This window comes from Nonomuraea sp. NPDC050680 (assembly GCF_040654555.1).
Taxonomy (GTDB): domain Bacteria; phylum Actinomycetota; class Actinomycetes; order Streptosporangiales; family Streptosporangiaceae; genus Nonomuraea.
On sequence record NZ_JBFAIF010000002.1, the window covers coordinates 322039 to 339716 of the forward strand.

Sequence of the window (17678 nt, forward strand, 5' to 3'; positions counted from 1 at the left end):
CAGGGCCGCGCAGCCGTACGGCGAAGGTTTAGGCGATCTTCATCCGCCGGGTTGACGCTCTGATTTCCGACTTCTCCTAAAAATGGTCCCGGCACTCTCGGGATGTGGCGTACAGGCATCGGGACGGGATCCGTCCTCTGGCGCGGCGGCACCGACGAGTACTCCGCGTAATTACCCGGATTCTCTGGAGGGCCTCATGCGCCGTTCCCCCTGCGGGGCAGTTCTCGTCGTGGTCATCATGTCGCTGCTGGCCGCTACGTTCGGTGCCCCGGTAAGCGCGAGCGCCGCGGTGGCGGCCACGGGCGAGCCGCCGGCGCAGAGCGAACGGGAGGCCCTGGATCAGGCCCGGAGCCGGAAAGAGCACGTCGAGGTGCTGTCCCTGCGCACCGAGAACCGTCAGGTGTTCGCCAATCCCGACGGTTCGTTCACCTCGGAGACTTCGGCTCTGCCCGAGCGGGTACGGCGGGGCAGCGGCTGGGCCGATGTCGACCCGACTCTGGTCTTCGCGGCGGACGGCACCGTGCGGACCGTGGCGACCCCGCTGGATCTGACCTTCTCCGGTGGTGGGACGGCTCCGCTGGCGGCCATCGGGACGGGTGGGCGTTCGGTCGCGATGTCCTGGCCGGGGAGCCTGCCGAAGCCGGTGCTCGAGGGGGGCACCGCGACGTACGGCGAGGTGCTGCCAGGTGTCGATCTGAAGGTGACCGCGTCGGTGCTCGGTTTTTCCGAGGTGCTGGTGGTCAAGAACCGGGACGCCGCCGCCGGCCCGGCGCTGGCGAGGCTTGCCTTCGGTATGCGGTCGAACGGGCTGGCGGTGCGAAAGACGGCGAGCGGTGGCCTGAGCGCCGTGACCGAGACGGGGGCGGAGGTCTTCCACGCGCCCCCGCCCCGCATGTGGGACTCCTCGGGGACGGCGCTCGGGCCATCGTCACTGGCGGCCGGGCCGCGGCGGGAGGGCAGGCAGGCGGTCATGGGGGTGGAGGTGACTCAGGACCGTATCGCGATCACACCGGACAAGAGCCTGCTCAGCGGGCCCGGCACGACGTATCCGGTGTACATCGATCCGCAGTGGTCAGGATCCAAACTGGCCTGGACTTATGTCGACAAGGCCTATCCCGCCCAGGAGTACTGGAACTCCGGCCACATGGCGGAAGCCGGCGATTACGGCGGCGGGGTCAAACGGTCGTTCTTCCGGATGGACTCCAACAACGTCAATGGCAAGCACATCCTCAGGGCGACGTTCCGCATCTCGCAGATCAAGTCCTGGGGCTGTACCTCCGACCCGCAGGCCGTGCAGCTCTGGCTCACCGGCGGCATCTCCAAGTCGACGAACTGGAGCCACCAGCCGTCCTGGATCGACTGGCAGGACAGCGTCTCCTCCGACGCCGGTTACAGCTCCTCCTGCCCGGACAAGGGCATCGAGTTCGACGTGACCGGCGCGATCGTCAAGGCCGCCAAGTCGGGCTGGTCGAACACGACGTTCGGCCTGAAGGACTACAACGACACCGGTAGCAGCGTGTGGGGGTGGAAGGGCTTCAGCGCCTCACCGAAGCTCGTCATCGACTACAACACCCCGCCGTCGGCGCCCTCGGGCGTGGGCACCTATCCGGCGACGCCCTGCGTCACCGGAGCCGCCCGGCCGGCGGTCAACGCCGGTGACGTGGAGAACCCGCTCCAGCTGAAGGCGCGGATCTACGACCCGGACAAGGCGAACGACGGCGTGCGGGCGGAGTTCGTCATGCACCGCTACAACGCGGGCACCGGAGCGTGGGACGACATCACCTCGACCCTGCCCGGCGGCGGGAAGACCGCCTACAAGTACACCACCTCGGCGACCGACCACTCCATCAAGCTGGCCAAACTCGCCACCGGGCAGATCTACTCCTACCGGGTGAAGGCCTACGACGGCACCGACTCCAGCGCGTGGAGCAAGTGGTGTGAGTTCACGGTCGACACGGTGGATCCGGCCCAGCTGCCGAAGGTGACCTCGGCCGACTATCCGGCTGGCACCCCCGATGACTGGCAGGGCGGTGTGGGATGGGCGGGCGGCTTCACGCTGGCTCCTGGCGACGGCGAGAGCGACGTGACGGCTTTCAGGTTCGCGATCGAGGACCCGGCCGAGGCCACCCCGGCGACCCAGGTGTCGATCCCGGCGGGTCAGAGCTCCGTCAACGTGCGGATCGCGCCCCGCCACGACTGGCTGAACGCGCTGTATGTCTACCCGGTCGACCGGGCGGGCAACGTCGGCAAGACCCCGGCCGTCTACAGCTTCTACGTCAAGGCCGGATTCGACCCGGTGGGGCACTGGCGGATGGACGAGGGCGGCGGATTCACGGCCGGTGACTCCTCGGCGACGCCGCACCCTGTGACGTTCGCCGGCGGTGCGAGCTGGGCCGGCGGCCGCGTGGCCGGCGGCGTGCACTTCGACGGCGCCACCGGCTACGGCAGCACGAGTGGCCCGGTGGTGCACACCAACAGAAGCATGACCGTCGCCGCCTGGGTGCTGCTGTCGGACAAGAGCAAGAACTCCACCGTGGTCAGCCAGTCCGCCACCTACTCCTCGGGCTTCCAGCTGTACTACTCCTCCGGTTACAAGCGGTGGATCTTCAACAAGTACAACGCCGACACCGGCGACGAGACCATCGTCCGGGCGGTGAGCGACACCGAACCGGTGACGGGTATCTGGACGCACCTGGTAGGCGTGTGGGACGCGCCGCACCGGCAGCTTCGCCTGTACGTCAACGGGACACTTCAGTCGGCACCTGCCGCCTTCCCCTACACCCCTTGGGACGCCACCGGCTCGCTGCAGGTCGGACGTACCCAGTGGCACAACACCTTCATCGAGAACTTCGCCGGCGACATCGACGAGCTCAAGGTCTGGAACCGGGAGCTGTCCGACGACCCGCGCACGGTCAACGACCCCGCACTCGGCAACGAGATCGCCGCCATGGCCAAGCAGCCGCCCATCCAGCGCGGCTGGTGGAAGCTGGAGGAGGGCACCGGCGCCACCGCGGCCAACTCCTCCGACAGCCGCTGGCCCGCGACGCTCGGCGGAGCCGCCGCGTGGTCCGACGACGGCTTCGACGGCGGCGGCGCGCTGAGCTTGAACGGCACCACGGGCTACGCGGCCACGCCATCGGCCCCGATCCGGACCGACCACAGCTACGCCGTGACGGCGTGGGTGCGCCTGGCCGGCGACGACACCTGCGTGCTGCCCGATCACGTGATGACCGCACTCAGCCAGGACGGCGCCAGGTACAGCGGCTTCTACCTCGGTTACCGGATCTTGACCGAGAACGGCGTCAAAGTGCCTCGCTGGGCGTTCTCGACGATCAGCGCCGACGCCGACGCCGGCACCTTCACGCATGCCACGTCGGCCGAGCCGATCGACTGCTCGGTGCTCAACACCTGGACGCATCTGGCCGGGGTGTACGACGAGCCCGCCAAGCAGATCAGGCTCTACGTCAACGGCCAGCTCGTCGACCAGCGTCCATCCACCGGCTGGGCCGCCGGCGCGCTGCAGATCGGCCGGGCCAAGTACAGGGGCGCCGCCGTCGACTACTTCGGCGGCGACGTGGACGACGTCCGCGCCTACACCGGCACCCTGACCGACCGTCAGGTGATCAACATCGCGATGAACCTGCCCATCGGCGGCTGACCGTCCCATGCTCGCGAACCTTCGGAGGAGAGCCGTGCTCGGTTCGAGACGAGGCTTACCCCAGCTCGCCGCAATCCTGGCCGTCGTGGTGCCGGCCACGCTGATCAGCCCGGTCACCCCCGCCCAGGCGACCGGCGACCCGGGCTGGCATCAAGCCCAGGCGCAGCACGCCGTGCCCGGCCATGCCGTCAAGGCACGCGGGCCCTTGACTGACCCGGGGGCCAGGTACGACCTGAAGGGGGCGCCTTCGGTCGTCTGGCCGGCGCCGGGCACGGCGGTGGTGAAGCTACCGTCGCCGACGGACGGCACACCCGCTGGCGTCACGAGCAAGCCGACACCGGACGCCACGCGGCAGGCGACGCCGGCCGCGACGCCGACCTTGCGGGGTGACGTCGCGCCGGGTGGTGCCGGGAGGGTGCGGGCCGGGGGGCTGCCGATCTGGCTGGGCCCGGCCACGCCGGTCTCCCAGGAGAACGGCAAGGAATCGGCCGGCGTCGCCCTCCCCGAGGTCCAGGTACGGACACTGGACGCGCCGACGGCAGGCAGGTCGCAGATCAACGGGCTCGGCATCCGGCTCACGCCCCAGACAACGCCATCCGCCGCGGCCCGCCTGGCCGTCGAGGTGGACTATTCGGGCTTCCGGTACGCCTTCGGCGGCGACTGGAGCTCGCGGTTACGCCTGGTCAAGCTGCCGGCGTGCGCGGCCACCACGCCGGAGCGCCCCGAGTGCCAGACGCGTACGCCGCTGCCCACACGCAATGACGTCAGGACGGGCCGGCTGGCCGCCGACGTCGGCCTCGCGGCGGGTGTGACCACCCTGGCGGCCGAGGCGGCGCCGTCCGGCTCCGCGGGCACCTACGAGGCGACGTCGTTGTCGCCCTCGGCGACCTGGAGCGTCAGCAACCAGAGCGGCGCGTTCTCCTGGTCCTACCCCCTGCGCCTGCCGCCGACCCCGGGCGGGCCGACGCCCAATGTCGGGTTCGCGTACTCCTCGGGGAGCATCGACGGGCGGACGGTCGCCACCAACAACCAGGCGTCCTGGATCGGCGAGGGTTTCGACTACTGGCCCGGTTTCATCGAGCGCAGGTACAAGCAGTGCGCCGACGACGGCGTGACGCCGAAGCGGGCCGACCAGTGCTGGGGCAACTTCAACGCCACCTTGTCCCTGAACGGCCAGGCGACCGAACTGGTCCTGGACGACGCGACCAACACCTGGCAGCCGAAGGAGGACGACGGCTCCAAGGTCGAGAAGCTCTCCGGCGCCGACAACGGTGACAACGACGGTGAGTACTGGCGGGTCACCACTCCCGATGGCACGCAGTACTACTTCGGCCAGAACCACCTGCCGGGCTGGGCGAGCGGCAAGACGGAGACCCAGTCGACGTGGACGGTCCCGGTGTTCGGCGACGATGATGGGGAGCCCTGTCACAAGGACTCCTTCGCCGACTCCTGGTGCCGGCAGGCGTGGCGGTGGAACCTCGACTACGTCATGGACCCGCACGGCACCGTGGCCACCTTCTGGTACGGCCAGGAAGCCAACCACTACCGCCGCGACGTCACCACCCTGACCGACGGCGTTCCGAACGGCACCCCCACCGCCTACGACCGGGGCGGCTACCTCAAGCGCATCGACTACGGGCAGCGCTCGAACGCGATCTTCTCCTCCTCGGCCCCGGCCCAGGTCGTCTTCGACGTCAAGGAGCGGTGCATTCCGACGTCGGCCTTCGACTGCGCGGCCGACAAGTTCACCAAGGACAACGCCAAGTACTGGCCGGATGTCCCCTATGACCAGAACTGTGACTCCGGCGAGAAGTGCATCGACAAGTACTCGCCGACCTTCTGGACGCGCAAGCGGCTCGCCGCCGTCACCACGCGGATGCTGTCGGGCAGCGCGTACAAGGACGTCGACACCTGGACCCTCGACCAGCAGATGCGCGCGCCCGGCGACGGCACGGCGGCGGCGCTGTGGCTGGCCGGGATCCAGCACACCGGGAAGGTCGGCGGGACGGCGTCCCTGCCGGCGGTGAAGTTCGCCGGTGTGCAGCGGCCCAACCGGGTCGACGCCCTGGAGGGGCGTCCGCCGCTGACCAAGTGGCGGATCTCCGCGATCGACAACGAGACCGGCGGTTCCCTGTCCATCACCTATTCGGACGAGGACTGCGAGGCCGGTGACACCCCCGAGCCGGACGCCAACACCCGCCGCTGCTACCCGCAGTACTGGTCCCCGGAAGGCGCCACTTCCCCCAAGCTCGACTGGTTCCACAAGTACGTGGTCACCCAGGTCCAGCAGATCGACCGGACCGGCGGGGCCCCCGATGTGCTGGAGACCTACGAATACCTCGGCGGCGGCGCCTGGCACCACGATGACGACGACGGGCTGACCAAGGAGAAGTACAAGACCTGGTCGCAGTGGCGCGGCTACGGCAAGGTGCGGGTGCTGCGCGGCGCCCCCGGCGAGCAGCGGTCCAAGGCCGAGTTCAGCTACTTCCGCGGCATGGACGGCGACGAACTGTCCGGCGGCGGCACCCGCGACGTCAAGGTCACCGACTCCGAGGGCAGCGCCGTCGACGACGCCGAGCCGCTGCAGGGCCAGGTCCGCGAGGAGATCCGCTACGACGGTCCCACCGGGGCCGCCATGACGGGCGCGATCAGCGGCTACTGGACCAAACAGACGGCCAAGCGGATCCGTTCCTGGGGTACCACCACGGCGACCATGGTGCGGGGAGACAAGGTGCGCACCCGCACCGCGCTGGCCTCCGGCGGGTGGCGGCACACCACGACCGACACCGACTTCAATGCCGACGGTCTGCCCACCCAGGTCAACGACACGGGCGACGACGCCACCGCCGACGACGACCAGTGTGTCCGCACGACCTACGCCCGCGACGCCGCCCGATGGATGCTCTCCTACGCCACCCGCGTGGAGACGGTCACCAAGGCGTGCACCGCCACGCCCGACCGTCCCGACGACGTCGTCTCCGACGTACGCAAGTACTACGACGGCAAGGCGTACGGCGCGGCCCCGTCCAAGGGCGACGTGACCAAGACCGAGAAGCTCGGCTCGTGGAACGGCGGCCCGCGGTACGTCGCCGCGGGATCCACCACCTTCGACGTCTACGGCCGGCCGCTGGTGGTCACCGATCCCAACGGCACCACGACCAAGACGTCCTACACCCCGGCGACCGGGCCGGTCACCGCCAAGCAGGAGACCAACGCGCTCGGCCACGTCACCACGACCGAGATCGAGCCGGCCCTGGGACTCGCCACCGCGACCACCGACGCCAACGGCAGGCGCGCCGAGCTGGCGTACGACTCGCTCGGCCGGCTGACCGGCGTCTGGCTGCCCGGCCACGCCAAGGCGACGTACCCCTCGGCCCCGAACATGAAGTTCGGCTACCAGATCCGCACCGACGGGCCGACCACCGTCTCGACCTCGACGCTGCGTGACGACGGCACCACCTACACCACCGGCTACGCGCTCTACGACGGTCTGCTGCGCGCCCGTCAGACCCAGCAGCCGGCCCCCGGTGGTGGCCGGATCGTGGACGACACCCTGTACGACACTCGCGGCCTGGTCTACAAGTCCAACGAGGACTACTACACCGAAGGTACAGCGGGCAGCACGCTGTGGGTCCCGGCCAGCGACGACGACGTCCCCGGCCAGAACGTCACCGTCTACAACGGCATGGAGTGGGCCACCGCGCAGATCTTCCGCAAGCGCGGCAGCGAGCAGTGGCGCACCACCACGATCTACGGCGGCGACCGGATCAGCGTCGATCCGCCCGCCGGCTCCACCCCCACCACCAAGATCATCAACGCGCAGGGCGAGACCACCGAGGTCCGGCAGTACAAGGGCGACGGCCCAACCGGCGACTACGACGCCACCAAGTACACCTACACGCGCGCCGGGCAGCCCGCCACCATCACCGACACGGCGGGCAACGCCTGGACCTACCACTACGACCTGCGCGGTCGCATGATCCAGGTCGACGATCCCGACAAGGGCCCCGCGAAGCTCTCCTACGACGACAAGAGCGACCTGCTCAAGACGGTCACCGACGCGCGCGGCTCCAGCCTGTTCTTCACCTACGACGCCCTCGGCCGCAAAACCGCCGAGTACGCGGGCACCTCCGCCGCCGGCACCAAGCTCGCCGAGTGGACGTTCGACACGCTGCCCGACGGCACCTCGGTCAAAGGCCAGCCGATCTCCTCCACCCGCTACGTCAAGAACGCCACCACCGGCGCGCTGGACGCCTACACCAGCGCGGTGACCGGCTACGACAACGCCTACCGGCCCACCGGCACCCAGACCGTCATCCCGGCCGCCGAGGGCGGGCTGGCCGGCACGTACAAGACCACGACCGACTACAACTCCGACGGCACCGTCCACCGCGCCGTGCTGCCCGCCGTCGGGGGCCTGCTCGGCGAGACGCTGCTGTACGACTACGACGACCTCGGCAACCCCACCACCATGCGCGGCCTGACCAACTACGTCACTTCCACGACGTACGGCAAGCTCGGTCAGGTCCTCGACATGACGATGAGTACGGGGCTGAAGCGGGTCAAGCAGACCAACTTCTACGAGGAGGGCACCAACCGGCTCACCCGCTCCCTGTACGAGCGCGAAAGCGCACCCATCTCCGTCGCGGACACCAACTACACCTACGATCCGTCGGGCAACATCACCAAGATCGCCGACACGCCGTCCGGACAGACGCCTGACGTGCAGTGCTTCCAGCAGGACTACCTGCGGCGTCTGACCGAGGCCTGGACGTCGACCAACGACTGCGCCACCGCCCCCTCCCAGGGCATCGTCGGCGGACCGGCGCCGTACTGGCAGTCCTTCAAGTACGACATCGTCAGCAACCGCACTCAGGAGGTCGACCACCAGGCGACGGGTGACCTCACCAAGACCTACACCTACGCGGGTGCCGGCAAGCCGCAGCCGCACACGCTCAGTTCCGTCGCGTACAAGGGCGGCACGCGTGACGGCGAGATCGACACCTATGCCTATGACAAGGCCGGCAACACCACCGAACGCGGCTCCGGCCGCCTGCTGGAGTGGGATGTCGAGGGCCACCTGGCGAAGTCGACCGACCCTTCCGGCGTCAGCACGTACCTCTACGACGCCGACGGCGACCGGCTGATCCGCCGTGACCCGGCCTCCACCACCTTGTACGTCGCCGGCATGGAGATCCGGCTCGACGCCAAGACCGGCGCCAAGACGGCGACCCGCTACTACACCCACGCCGGTGAGACCATCGCCACCCGGACCAACAAGGGCGTGACCTGGCTCGGCGCGGACCACCACGGCAGCGCGGACGCCTCGGTCGCCGACACCGACACCCAGACGGCGACCCGCCGCCGCTTCACCCCGTTCGGGCAGGAACGCGGCACCCCTCCGTCGTCCTGGCCGGGCCAGCAGGGCTACGTCGGCGGCATCATCGACGAGGCCACGGCCCTCACCCACCTCGGCGCCCGCGAATACGACGCCGAGACGGGCCGCTTCATCTCCGTCGACCCGCTGTTCAACGCGGGTGATCCGCAGAGCTGGAACGGCTACACCTACTCGGACAACAACCCCGTCAACATCAGCGACCCCACCGGCCTCGACGGTCCGCTGACCGGAGACACCAACTGCTACTACTCCGGAAAGTGCGGCGGCGGTGGCGGCGGTGGTGGTGGGGGTGGCGGCGGTGGCGCCTACCCGCCGCCACCTCCGCCGAGCAACCCGCCCCACTGCGGCCGCTGGAGCTTCGGCTGCAAGGCGAAGAACTTCTGGAACCAGCACAAGGCCACCATCGTCAACGTGACGGTCGCGATCGTCGTCACGGCCGGATGCGAGGTGGCCACGGGAGGCGTCGGCAGCATCGGCTGTGCCGCCGCCGGAGGAGCGGCCGGCAACCTCGCGGGCTACATGGTCTCGACACCACGCGATGAGTGGAGCGCCGGAGGCGCGGTCAAGGCCGCCGCGGTCGGAGCCATCTCGGGCGCTGTCGGCGGCGCTGTCGGCAAGGGAGTGGGCGCAGCACTCGGCAAGCTCGGCACCACGGCGACGGGCAGGACCGTCGCCGGGGCGGTGGGCAAGGCGGCAGGGAAGGCCAAGGCCGCCCTGGGGCGCGGCGGCGGCGCGGCGGCGGAGGACGCCGGGGCGGCCGGCGGCGCCGCAGGACGCACCGCGGGCAAGGCGGCAGGCCGACCCAAGGCGTCCTCCGGAGGCCGTCCGAGCTGCAACAGCTTCGTCGCCGGCACCATGGTCAAGCTCGCTGACGGCACGTCCAAGGCGATAGAGAAGATCAAGCCCGGTGACAAGGTCCTCGCCACCGACCCGATCACGGGCAAGACCGCACCGAAGGTGGTCCTCGCCGCCTTCTCAGGTGTCGGCTACCTCAGCCTGATCCAGATCACGGTCGACACCGACGGCAAGAAGGGCGATGCCACCGGGGTCATCCTCGCCACCGAACACCACCTGTTCTGGGACACCGCAGACCGCACCTGGGTGCGCGCGGACCAGCTCACAAAGGCGGACCACCTCCGAAGCCCCGATGGCAGGACTCTGAACGTTGTTGCGATCATTCCCCAGTCGGCTCATCCCACCGTCTACGACCTCACCGTCGTCGATTTTCACACCTTCTACGTCAAGGTGGCTGACGGGGCCGTCCTAGCGCATAATTGCGGACCGGTGCCCAACAATCGATCCGCGGATGTTCAAGCGATCGAGATGATGGAGGCGCAACTCGCCGGAGTGACTCCGGTGACCGCGGGAAGCCCCGAGTTCGCAGAGGCAGTCCAGCAGGGCGGAAGTTTCCTCTGGGGGGTCGGTGAGGACGGTGCCTTGCACATGGCCGCGAACCAGCCACTGATCAATCACACTGTCCTGACGGCTGGAAAGCCCCTCTTAGGCGCAGGAGAGGTCGAGATCAGCGGCGGTGTCGTCCGAGGGATCAATAATCGGACTGGCCACTACACTCCGACATGTGAATGCGCTCAAGAATTCCTCGACACAGGAGTCGCGGCATTCGAGAAGAGGGGGATTCCGGTGCTGATGAGAGGAATTCGCAACATGGGCGGACTGGATTGACGCGCATCGAACGAGACTACTGCGAACTCCACGGAACGACTCGGGAAGCGATGAGCGCCTGGGTGCGTGAGCGGTTCCCAGGAGGGCCCCCAGTCCAATGGTGGGTGGCGATGGTGGAATACGCCGAGGTCGATGTGGCCCCGACGAAGGAGCTCTCATGGAACGAGCGTAGAGATAATTTCCAGTTCGCGGTCAGTCTGCTGGATTTGGCTCTGGAGCATGGGGGAATGAGCGCCTGCTACTCGGCATATTGGATGGTCAGGCTGGCGGCCGTCGCGCTTCGGTACGGCGGCCACGTGCAGGCCCTTCCGCAGGTGCTGACGCCGAACGGGGTTGCGCAACTGGTACTGGAACGCCTTCCTCTCTCACGAGACGAAGCGCTGGCGGAGGCCGGTCGAAGACGCACCGAACCAGAGGGGGGAGTAGACCGGGTCCACATTCCAGGCGAAGACCTTTCAGTCGGGCCATCACCGCTGGATCAGAGGTTCAGGTCGCTTGCCGACATTGAGTCGGTACTTCCGGCCCTTACTTGGGTGGCTGGTGGCATCAGCGACGAGTGGCTCGCAAGCGAGGTGCGAAGCTGGCTCGACCTGTTGCCACGTTTAATGGATGAGGCGGAGTAGTCCGGCGACATCGCGCGAGCGTTCGACCGCTGAGCGATCAAATCCGGGCGACCGTTGACGAGGGTGGCGCGGAGGCCAGTGAGGTGAGGAGCGCGGCCTGGCCGAGGTGGTGGATGCGGATCAGACCGGCGCGCTGCCCTACAAGATCGTCAAGAGAAGGAGGTACGGCGCGCAGGCGATCTCCAGCGGAAGCACGTTAGGTTGGGGGCATGGCGTCACCGTTTGTTGAGATTGAGGTGGGGGAGCGGACCGTTAAGGTCACCAATCCCGACAAGGTGTACTTCCCGGAGATCGGGGCGACCAAGCGCGAGCTGGTCGAGTACTACGTGAGCGTCGGCGACGGCGCCTTGCGGGCGCTCAAGGATCGGCCGACCAACCTGAAGCGCCACCCTGACGGGGTGCACAGCCCGGCGATCTACCAGAAGCGGATGCCGCCCAAGCATCCCGACTGGCTCGAGACCGTGACCGTCACGTTCCCCAGCGGGCGCAAGGCCGATTCCCTGCGCGTCACCGAGGTGGCCGCCATCGCCTACTGCGCCAATCTCGGCACCATCGACTTCCACCCCTGGCAGGTGCGCGCCGCCGACACCGAGCACCCCGACGAGCTGCGCATCGACCTCGACCCGCAGCCCGGCCTGGAGTTCGACGCCGCGCGGAAGGCCGCGTTCCTGACCCGCGAGGTGCTGGAGGAGCTGGGGATGACCGGGTTCGTGAAGACCTCGGGCAACCGCGGTGTGCACATCGCCGTGCGGATCGAGCCGCGCTGGGACTTCGTCCAGGTACGGTACGCGGGCATCGCCCTGGCCAGAGCCGTCGAGGCGCGGGATCCCGGCCTGGTCACGACCGCCTGGTGGAAGGAGGAACGCGGCGAACGGGTCTTCATCGACTTCAACCAGAACGCCCGCGACCGCACCATAGCCAGTGCCTACTCCGTCAGGGCCAGGCCGGACGCCACCGTCTCCACCCCGCTCACCTGGGACGAACTGGCGGACGCCGACCCGCGTGACTTCGACATCCGCACCGTCCCGGCCCGCTTCGCCAAGCTCGGCGACGTCCACGCCGCCATCGATGACCAGGCGTACTCGATCGAGGCCCTGCTCGACCGCTACGAAAGCGACGAACGCGGCGACATGCCCTATCCCCCCAATTACCCGAAGATGCCCGGCGAGCCCAAGCGCGTGCAGCCCAGCAAGGCCAGGGACAGTGACCAGGACTGATCTGCCGGCGCCGAGCACGGTATGGCTGTCACTTCGCCTTACGGATTCACGCTGATGATGCGCTGCCTCGACCATTCGCCGTGAGGAAGTCTGTTATGAGCGCGGCGACCACCTTCGGCTGCTCGGCGAGCATATTGTGGCTGGCGTCCAGCTCTTTGACCTGAATATTGGACGGCACGTCGGTGAGGTCCCGGCGCACCCCCCTTCTGAACGCCTCCATCAATTCCCCGCCCGACATCCCGGGCGGGTCCTGCGTCGGGATCACCACCAGCGCGGCACAGGTGACCTGACGCAGCAGCGGAATCGTGTCGCGAAACTCCGGCGCGTATCGCACCGCTTCGAGGAGTTCCGCGCCGGGCCGGGCGTACGTGTTCCCGTCCTTCTCAGTGAGAGCTCTCTTGGGGAACATCGCCTGGAACTCGGCGGGTAGCGGCCGGCCCATGTTCGCGGCCTGCGCGTCGAACATGGCCTTGAGTTTCGCCAGTTCCTCGTCCCTTGCGGCCGGATCCATCCCCGGATAGTTGTCCGGGTCGTTCTCGGCGGATCGCAGTCCATCCAGATTGACGATGCCCGGGCATTCGGGATGGCGCCGGGCCCACAATACGGCGAGCATTCCGCCCAGCGAGTGCCCGACGATCGCCGGTTTGCCGAGGTCGAAACGCCGCACCACGACCTCGATGTCGTCCAGAACTCTTTCCCACTCCCACGGCCCATCGCTGGACAGGCCGTGGCCCCGCAAGTCCATGGCCACGGCGCGGTGGTCGCCAAGTTCCAGTGCGTCCCAGGCCTCCAGGGTGCCACCGAGCCCATGGAGAAGAAGCACGGGTTCGCCGTACCCGCCTAAGTCCCGCGCGGCGAGGGGGATTTCGTGGTCAGTAATGGTCACGTCGTGTGGCATAACGCTCCTGAGGTTGGTTCAGTCGTTCGCGTATGGATTCTGTGGTCACCCCGCCGTCAGGATGGCGGTCGAGCTTCGCGCGTTTGACGAGGTCGTGAACGCCCTGCCGGGTGATGCCGAGCATCGCCCCCGCCGTGGCGAACGGCACCGCGGTCTTGCCCGGGTGGCCCACACGTCTGGCCACCGTCCGGCCAAAGGCCGTGCGCCACCACTCGTCGGGTGGGTCGAACGGACTGTCTCCGGGAAAGACCGCCGCTATCAGCCGCGCTGCCGTATGAACCGCGAGCCGGTCGTCGGGTCCCAGCAACTGCGCGGCCCACACCTCGGCCTCGATCCGCAATCGACCCCTGACCGGACCCACCTGTTCGTCCGAGCCGAACAGGATCTCCAGCGGATCAACGATCCGCCGCTCGATCAGTCTGACCAGCTCACCAGCCAACGCGACGTGCTCGCTCGTACTCACTTGACGGACGATAGCAAGTACTTGCTATCGTCCGTCAAGTACTAATCGCGAAGCTCGCTGATCCGACAGATATGAGTGGCCGCCTGTCCACCGGAGGCCGGGTATGTGCGCGGTGGGCGTGGTCGTGGTCCGTTCGGACTGCGGTCACTGCCTGTAGGTCTCTCCTGCGGTTTACGGGGTGGGAGAAAGCGCAGAGTAAGTGACTGATTTCACTTCGGTCACATTACTTGACTCTTGGTCTAATAATTCGCGAGGCTCTCTTTCTATCTCGGGGCGTGACAACCGATTCGGGAGCCTTGTAATGACAAGAGCGCGACGTCTCGCAGCCGCCGGAGCCTTGGCGGCCTTCGTGGCCGGTGGCGTGTGCATGGCGGCGGGCATCGGAACCGCTTCGGCCTCTACGCGGGACGAGCCGAACGCGGGTGCCACCTGCCTGCTGCCCATCCTGCCGTGCGAAATCCAGCCGTCGCTGGCGGTGCCCGACCTGCCCATCCCCAATCCGCTCGACAGCTGGTCCAGTGCGCCCACGACGGACGACTCGTGGTCGCCGCCGCCCGGTGAGCCGGCGCCCTCGAAAGAGCCCGACCGGCCGTGGAAGCCGGCCGACGAAGAAGAGCACCGGATGCCGCAGGGCCATCCCGAGACGGGTGGTGGTGGGCTGGTGCCTGAGGCGCCGGTGTGGCCGTTCGCGGCGGGTGGCGCCGCGCTGCTGGCCGGGGCCGGGCTGACCGGGTTCGCCGTGCGGCGCGGCAAGGGCGACACAGGCGTGGAGGGGATGGCGCAGGCCGCCCAACGGTGACACGGCCGTGGATGGCGCAGGCGGCCCAAGGCTGAAGTGGCCGATGGCATCGGAGACGGGGCGGTGAGACAGTGGCTGGCTCGAAGCTGATCTGGGCCGGGGCGGGTGTGGTGTCGCTGACCGGGGTGCTGCTGATCGGGTTCGGGATCAACGGCATGCTCGGCGACGGCGCGCCCGAATCCGTGGCGGCCGCCGGACCCCAGGTGCCCCATTCACTCAAGGCCACGAGCCTGCCATCCCTGGACGTGCCGCTCGACAAGGTCGCCAAACCGATGAAGGCCGCGCGGCCGACGGCCGTCTACATCCCCTCGATCGGCGTGTCGGCGCCGCTGATGGAGCTCGGCCTCGACGCCGGCGGGGCCATCCAGAACCCGCCCTTCGACCCGCCGAACCTCGCCGGCTGGTACCGCTACGGTGCCGTCCCCGGTGGGCGCGGCGCCGCCGTGATCACCGGTCATCTCGACACGAAGAGCGGCCCGGCCGTGTTCGCGAGACTCAAGAACGTCAAGCGCGGCGAGCAGGTGCAGGTGCTGCGGGCCGACCGGTCCGTGGCCGTGTTCGTGGTGGACCGGGTCGAGCACACACCGAAGAAGAGCTTCCCCACCAAGAAGGTGTACGGGAAGATCAACTATCCGGGGCTGCGGCTGGTGACCTGCGGGGGCACCTTTGACCGGCAGGCCCACAGCTATCGGGACAACACCATCGTGTTCGCCCACCTCGCGGCGCCGTACCATCTCAAGGGCTAAGGATCGCGGGGCAGGCCGAGGGCGCGTTCGGCGATGATGTTCAGCTGGACCTCGGCGGTGCCGCCGCCGATGGTGAACGCCCTGGTGGTCAGGATCGTCCGTGACCAGCGGGCGTTCGACGGGTCGAGCGACCAGCAGTATTCAGAGACGGCCTGGGCGTGGCGCATGCCGAGGAATTTGCGCACGCTGGAGGCCGTACCTGAGTCTGTGCCCGAGAGCTGGGAGAGCGTCACGCGCAGGCCGAGCGCCGAGATGGCCTGACCCTCAGCCCAGAGGCGGCCGGCCTGTTCGCGCTGGGACTGGCGGAGGTCGGGCAGCTTGCCGACGAGTTCGATCATGTCGGTGTGCTGGGAGCCGGGGCCCCAGGAGTCGCCGAGCGCCACCCGTTCGTGCGAGAGCGTGTCGCGGGCCACCCGCCAGCCGCCGTCGACCTCGCCGACCACCAGGTCATCGGGTACGAACACCTCGTCCAGGAACACCTCGTTGAAGACCTCCTCGCCGTTGATCTCCTTGAGCGGCCTGATGGTGATGCCCGGCGTGGCCATGTCCACCAGGAAGTAAGTAATGCCCTGATGCTTGGGTTTTGAGGGCGATGTCCTCGCCAGGCAAATCCCGAAATGTGCGTACTGGGCGAGGGATGTCCAGATCTTCTGGCCGGTCAGGGACCAGCCGCCCTCCACCCGGGTCGCCTTCGTCGACAGGCCGGCCAGGTCGGAGCCCGCGCCCGGCTCGCTGAAGAGCTGGCACCACACGATCTCGCCGGCGAACGTCCTGGGCAGGAAGCGTTCGGCCTGCTCGGGGGTGCCGTACTTGACGATGGACGGCACGGCCCACGCCGCTATGCCGAGATTCGGCCGGCCGAGGTCGCGGAACTCCTGGTGGATGATCACCTGCTCCAGCGGCGACGCCGCCCGGCCCCACGGCTTCGGGAGGTAGGGCATGATCCACCCTTCCCGGGCGAACCTCCCCAGCCGGGCTTCCCGCTCCAACGCCCGCAGGGACGCCGCCTCGGCCCAAATCGTGTCGCGTACCTTCGCCGCCTCCTCGGGCAGATCGGGCTCCATGCGCCGCCGCACCCCCGCGGCGGCCAACTCGGCCACCTTCTCGGCCCACACGCCCGGATCGTTGGCCAGCATCCTGTCGGACAGGGCCCGGCGGTAGTAGCGATGCGCGTCGTGCTCGTAGGTGTAGCCGACGCCGCCGAGGACCTGGATCGCGTCGGCGGCGCACCGTACGGCCGCATCGGGCCCCAGCACCGCCGCCACCCCGACCGTCAGCCGCGCCGCGTCGTCAACCATCCACGGTCCCGTACGACTGGCGGCCGGTCCGCTCGTGACCCGCGTACGACCGAGGGTCGGCGCGGCGGGGATCGCCTCGTCCATGGCCCTGGCCGCGTCCCAGACCGCGGCGCGTGCCTGCTCCAGTGCCACCAGCGCCGCCGCCACCCGGTGCTTGACCCCCTGGAACTGCCCGATCGGCCGCCCGAACTGCTCCCGCGTCTTGGCATACCCGGCGGCCGTCGCCACGGCCCACGCCGCCACCCCGCACGAGTCCGCGCCCAGCAGCACGGCGGCCACCTCGCGCACCGGTACGACACCGAGCGGCCGCTTCCGCGTCCCAGTGAATCCCATGATCGAGCACACCGCCCGGTCGAGGTCCACGCTCTCGAACGGCTCGGCGGTGACGTCCTGCCACTCGAACAGCGACCACTCCCCGTCCCCGACCGGCAGCAGGAAGACGTCGGCCTCGGAGGAGCCCAGCGCGAGCAGGGCATCGCCGTCGGCCGTGCCGTGCAGGGCGACCGCCGCCGTGAGCGACCCGTCGGCGAGGCCGCCGAGCAGGTCCTTGGGCCCCGTGGACCGCGCGAGCACCGCCGAGGCGAGCACGGTCGGCAGGTAGGCGCCCGGCACGCGCCGCTCACCGAGCACCTCCAGCGCCACGGCCAGCTCCAGCAGCCCGTAGCCCTGACCGCCGTACCGCTCGGGCAGGTGCAGCCCGAGCACGCCCTGCTCGGCCAGCGCCCGGTGGCTCGTGTCCCGCTCGGCCTGCCCGCGTACGGAGGCGGCCAGCGCCCGGTGTTCCTCGGTCAGCCCGATCCCCATGCGACCGAATCTAGAAGCCCGGTGGGTGGATCTCCAGAGGTCAGAGGCAACAGATCACGCACAGTCGGCGTCGTGCTACGCCGGCCGCCGC

At 68.8% G+C, this 17678-nt stretch carries 9 protein-coding genes; 6 read left to right on the plus strand and 3 right to left on the minus strand.

Going from position 1 to position 17678, the window contains the following annotated elements; translation table 11 throughout:
- Positions 1 to 196 precede the first annotated feature (196 nt).
- The 4 genes from AB0H88_RS08000 to ligD all read left to right on the plus strand — a co-directional run bounded on the left by AB0H88_RS08000 (position 197) and on the right by ligD (position 12579).
- A complete protein-coding gene (locus tag AB0H88_RS08000) occupies positions 197 to 3658 on the plus strand; it encodes a LamG-like jellyroll fold domain-containing protein (RefSeq protein WP_357642545.1) in 3462 nt (1153 codons plus the stop codon).
- Between the two features lie 34 nt (positions 3659 to 3692).
- Positions 3693 to 10739 carry a polymorphic toxin-type HINT domain-containing protein gene (locus tag AB0H88_RS08005; RefSeq protein WP_357642546.1) on the plus strand — a complete coding sequence of 2349 codons (7047 nt, stop codon included), beginning with the start codon at positions 3693 to 3695 and terminating at the stop codon, positions 10737 to 10739.
- Positions 10740 to 10849: 110 nt separating this feature from the next.
- Positions 10850 to 11362 carry a hypothetical protein gene (locus AB0H88_RS08010; protein WP_357642547.1) on the plus strand — a complete coding sequence of 171 codons (513 nt, stop codon included), beginning with the start codon at positions 10850 to 10852 and terminating at the stop codon, positions 11360 to 11362.
- 209 nt (positions 11363 to 11571) lie between these two features.
- Positions 11572 to 12579 (plus strand): non-homologous end-joining DNA ligase, encoded by a 1008-nt coding sequence (gene ligD / locus AB0H88_RS08015; protein WP_357642548.1) that lies wholly within the window; start codon positions 11572 to 11574, stop codon positions 12577 to 12579.
- A 46-nt stretch (positions 12580 to 12625) separates the two neighbouring features.
- Here the strand turns inward: ligD and AB0H88_RS08020 are convergent, their stop codons facing one another.
- Positions 12626 to 13465, minus strand: coding sequence for an alpha/beta hydrolase (locus tag AB0H88_RS08020; protein ID WP_357642549.1), 840 nt, complete (start codon positions 13463 to 13465; stop codon positions 12626 to 12628).
- A complete protein-coding gene (locus AB0H88_RS08025; RefSeq protein WP_357642550.1) occupies positions 13452 to 13940 on the minus strand; it encodes a hypothetical protein in 489 nt (162 codons plus the stop codon). Before AB0H88_RS08025 ends, AB0H88_RS08020 begins: the two co-directional genes overlap by 14 nt.
- Before the next feature lie 301 nt (positions 13941 to 14241).
- Between AB0H88_RS08025 and AB0H88_RS08030 the strand changes: the two genes are divergently transcribed.
- Both AB0H88_RS08030 and AB0H88_RS08035 read left to right on the plus strand, forming a co-directional pair.
- Complete coding sequence (locus AB0H88_RS08030; RefSeq protein WP_357642551.1) at positions 14242 to 14739, plus strand: hypothetical protein; 498 nt, start codon at positions 14242 to 14244, stop codon at positions 14737 to 14739.
- Positions 14740 to 14810: 71 nt separating this feature from the next.
- Positions 14811 to 15485 carry a class F sortase gene (locus AB0H88_RS08035; protein WP_357642552.1) on the plus strand — a complete coding sequence of 225 codons (675 nt, stop codon included), beginning with the start codon at positions 14811 to 14813 and terminating at the stop codon, positions 15483 to 15485.
- Here the strand turns inward: AB0H88_RS08035 and AB0H88_RS08040 are convergent.
- Positions 15482 to 17587: an acyl-CoA dehydrogenase gene (locus tag AB0H88_RS08040; RefSeq protein ID WP_357642553.1), complete on the minus strand. Its 2106-nt coding sequence runs from the start codon at positions 17585 to 17587 to the stop codon at positions 15482 to 15484. The genes AB0H88_RS08035 and AB0H88_RS08040 overlap by 4 nt on opposite strands.
- Positions 17588 to 17678 lie beyond the last annotated feature (91 nt).